Source organism: Fusibacter sp., assembly GCF_057447755.1.
Genome location: NZ_JBVBZF010000342.1, coordinates 1 through 3,702 on the forward strand (window position 1 = coordinate 1; position 3,702 = coordinate 3,702).

Genomic DNA, 3,702 nt, shown 5'->3' on the forward strand with positions numbered 1-3,702 from the left:
TGCCTTAAATGCAGCCCTAAAAAGATGGTTTGATGGACCGGACAGCATAGAGAGACACAAAGAAAAAGCTGACTATGTGAGACGCGAGCTCCTAGACATGGGCTTTGAACTCTTTCCACTGGCTGGCTATTCCAACACTGTCACCACGGTTAAAGTGCCAGAGGGCATGGATGAGCTTGCCTTTAGAGATGCACTGATTAATCAATATGGCATTATGATTACAGGTGCTTTTGGCCCTTTACAGGGAAAGGTCCTCAGAATTGGCCATATGGGTGAGAACAACGCCGAAAACTATGTTGAACTTACAATAGAAGCCATTAAGGAATTGGTAAGGTCAATGAATGTATTTTAGATTATAATTTATAAAATGAATATAAAAAGTCATGTTAGACAAAGCTCTAGCATGACTTTTTTTGTATACAACAAAATTTGAGCCGAAAGCTGTGATGAGAAATGTTTAATCTCAAACAGCGTCAGCGAAAATTGGTTTGAGACACTGTGAGATGACACAAATCTTGTGAGGGTCCTCCAGCAACTTCTATGTTTCCAATAAAATAAATGGGTATTAAATAGGTATGTTATTAAATAAAGTACCAAAAGGAGAACGAATGAACTCAAAGGTGAAACCTAAAATTTTGGTTAGTAGATGTATAGAGCACGCCCAATGTCGTTATGATGGCAGTATGATCTCCAGTGAATTTGTTAAGCGAATAAAAGATTATGTCACATTTGAAACAATATGTCCAGAAGTGGAAATAGGCTTGCCAGTACCGAGAGAGGCTATTCGAATTGTTTTTAAGGACAAGCGACGACAATTGGTATCTTCCATGAGTGGCAATGATTATACAGATCAAATGATGGCCTTTGCACTAGACCAGGGTGAAAAAGTTAAAGCAGGTGGCTTCCATGGTGCTATTTTAAAAAGCCGATCTCCCTCATGTGGGATCAAAGAGGTAAAGATGTATTCAGATATTGGACGAGTCCCAGGGCTTCCTGACAAGACCAAGGGTTTTTTTGCTGAGACACTTATGGCATGTAATCCCCTCTTACCTGTTGAGGATGAAGGCCGTTTGCTTAACTTTGAAATTCGTGAGCATTTTTTGACACGCATATACACCCTTGCAAGATTTGATGCTGTAAAAGCCCAACGGACCATGGCATCTCTGGTGCAATTTCAGAGTGAAAACAAGTATTTACTCATGGCCTATCATCAAACTGAGCAAAAGGTGCTTGGAAAGATTGTTGCCAATCATAAGAAACTGCCCATAGAAGCGGTTTTAGAAGCATATGAACTTCACTTAAAGAAAGCGCTTGTCAATCCACTTAAAAAGGGTAAGAATACCAATATGATTCTTCACATGTTCGGTTATGTCTCGGATGAATTATCACCTGATGAGAAGATATTCTTTTTAGACCTCTTGCGATTGTACAACCAGCACAAAAAACCATTGTCTGCTGTCATGACCGTTTTATATGGCTGGGTTATTCGATTTGATACAAGCTATTTGAAGATGCAGACCATATTTGAACCCTACCCCATTGAAATATTGGATTTTATGGATTCGGGCAAGGGGATAAAGTAGTACGTTCGGAGTCCTATTAGGCGTCGGAGTATTTTTGAAAAAATCTCCCCGATCTCATAGAGAGGAGGATAAAATGCTAATTGCAAGGCAACCGATTTTTAAAAAAAACATGGACGTGTACGGCTATGAACTCCTATTTCGCAAGGATGAAAATGCACGTGGATTTGGCGGAACATCAGCCATACATGCAACGGCACATGTACTCCAGAGTTTATTTGAAGAAGGCCCTGAAAAGATAGTTGGTAAGGGCAAGGCCTTTGTAAATTTTGAAGAAGTGACACTCAATTTAGATGCTATTGAGTTGATCGATACACAGAGTATTGTGATAGAAGTGCTTGAGACCATATTTGTCGATCCAAGCGTGGTTGACCGTGTAAGGGCTCTAAAGGAAAAAGGGTATACGATTGCACTTGATGATTATGAACTGGACGGCATAGATGATCCTTTTTTTGAGTATGCTGACATCGTGAAACTGGATATCTTGGATTATGATGACACCGAGCTTAGGAAGAACATTAAATACTTCAAGTCTCATGGTAAGATTATATTAGCAGAGAAGGTTGAGACGCAGGCAGTTTTTGACCATATGGTTGCGCTTGGATGTGATTTGTTTCAGGGCTATTTTTTTAACAAACCACAGATTATAAGCAAGAAGAAGTATAACACCACAAACAAGATGCGATTTATGGAAATATTAAAGGAACTGAATAGTGAAGAGCCAAGCTACCAGAAACTTGCGGAACTCTTTGAACACGATGCCGTCCTCAGTTATAAACTCATGCAAATTATAGCACCTCGAACAGAGAAACACGATGTTTATTCAATCAAGCGCGCCTTGACCTTCATGGGGCTTAGGGAAATAGAAAAATGGGCTACTGTTGCCTATATTCAGGATGCGGGCATTAACAAACCTAGGGAATTGACTTATATGTCTTTAACACGGGCCAATTTTGCTGAAAAACTCGCACTTGAATTGTCCTACTTTGACAAGCGTCATGAAGCATTTATGATGGGCCTATTTAGCGTCATAGATGCAATGTTAGATGCGACATTTGAAGAAATCTTGGAGGGTTTGAAGATACCAGATGCTGTAGTTAGTGCTCTTTTAAAACAAGAAGGTGCATTAGGACAAATATTGTCATTAATGAGGATGTTTGAACAAGGCGATTATGAAACTATTTCGAAACGTGTCCTGTCAATGGGCTTGAACGAATTGAGGGTGTCTTACCTTTATATTGAATCTATGCGAGCGGCGAGAAATATTATGGTCTTGATGGAAAAGTAGTTTAGACATGCGCTAACACATCCCAGTTAAGTTTTAATGGGATGTGTTTTTTTGCAAAGTCGTGTCCAGTGTTAGAGGCGTTTGCTTGTAAATCCTAGGGGTATCAATAAAATATAATCAAGCAAAATAACATGATTATACATATGGGAGGATTTGAATAGAGGTTTGGTGGTTATTAATTTAATTTTGTAGACCAGCCGAAATGGAGGTCGCTATGAAAAAGAAATTGATTATTGCATTTATTGTATTTACAACAATAGGTGTAGGCTTATTTTATCTTTTAACGACAGGTAATGTAGGTGTGAAATACAATACTGTAGAGGTTAAAATGGGTCAAGTGGGAAGTTATGTTCAAGATACAGGGCGTGTTAGCTCAAAAAATATCAGAAGCTATTATGCAAATGGTACAAGCAAAATAGAGGCAGTAAAGGTGTCTTTAGGAGATCATGTTAATAAAGGACAATTACTTTTTAAATATGAAGACAACTTAGACCTTGAAATTCAAAATGTGGACAAGCAAATAGAAGCCTTAGAAGCAACCTATGAGGAAGCGCTTTCAGGGACAGATATGGCGCGTGTGAGCAATGCACGTTTACAGGTTACTGAGATCGAGACCAATTTAGATTTGGCCATAGCCAACAAGGAGAGGTCAGAAACGCTTTATGAAAGTGGTGTCATATCACTCACAGAAATGGAGCAGGTCATCAACAACTTATCGCAGCTTCAAACTGATCTTAAGATTGCACAGAACAGCTACAATCAGATGGTGAAGGGCATTTCTGTCAATTTGAGAAAAAAATATGAGGCAGAAATTGATACCTTGCTGGTCACTAA

3 protein-coding genes and 1 pseudogene are annotated in these 3,702 nt (G+C 39.0%); all 4 read left to right on the forward strand.

The window, feature by feature from the left end; translation table 11 throughout:
- Positions 1-352 (forward strand): annotated as a pseudogene (locus tag AC220I_RS19790) (pyridoxal-phosphate-dependent aminotransferase family protein); the annotation flags it as partial.
- Positions 353-608: 256 nt separating this feature from the next.
- On the forward strand, positions 609-1,583 hold the full coding sequence (locus AC220I_RS19795) for a YbgA family protein (RefSeq protein ID WP_486725592.1): 975 nt from the start codon (positions 609-611) through the stop codon (positions 1,581-1,583).
- A gap of 73 nt (positions 1,584-1,656) precedes the next feature.
- The gene (locus tag AC220I_RS19800) at positions 1,657-2,868 is read left to right on the forward strand and encodes an EAL and HDOD domain-containing protein (RefSeq protein ID WP_486725593.1); all 1,212 of its coding nucleotides are present in this window, start codon (positions 1,657-1,659) and stop codon (positions 2,866-2,868) included.
- A 214-nt stretch (positions 2,869-3,082) separates the two neighbouring features.
- A partial coding sequence (locus tag AC220I_RS19805; protein ID WP_486725594.1) for an HlyD family secretion protein occupies positions 3,083-3,702 on the forward strand: 620 nt, incomplete at its 3' end.

Coding starts and splice junctions, on each gene's coding strand:
- AC220I_RS19800 (WP_486725593.1), top strand. CDS start 1,657: ATGCTAATTGCAAGGCAACCGATTTTTAAAAAAAACATGGACGTGTAC.
- AC220I_RS19795 (WP_486725592.1), top strand. CDS start 609: ATGAACTCAAAGGTGAAACCTAAAATTTTGGTTAGTAGATGTATAGAG.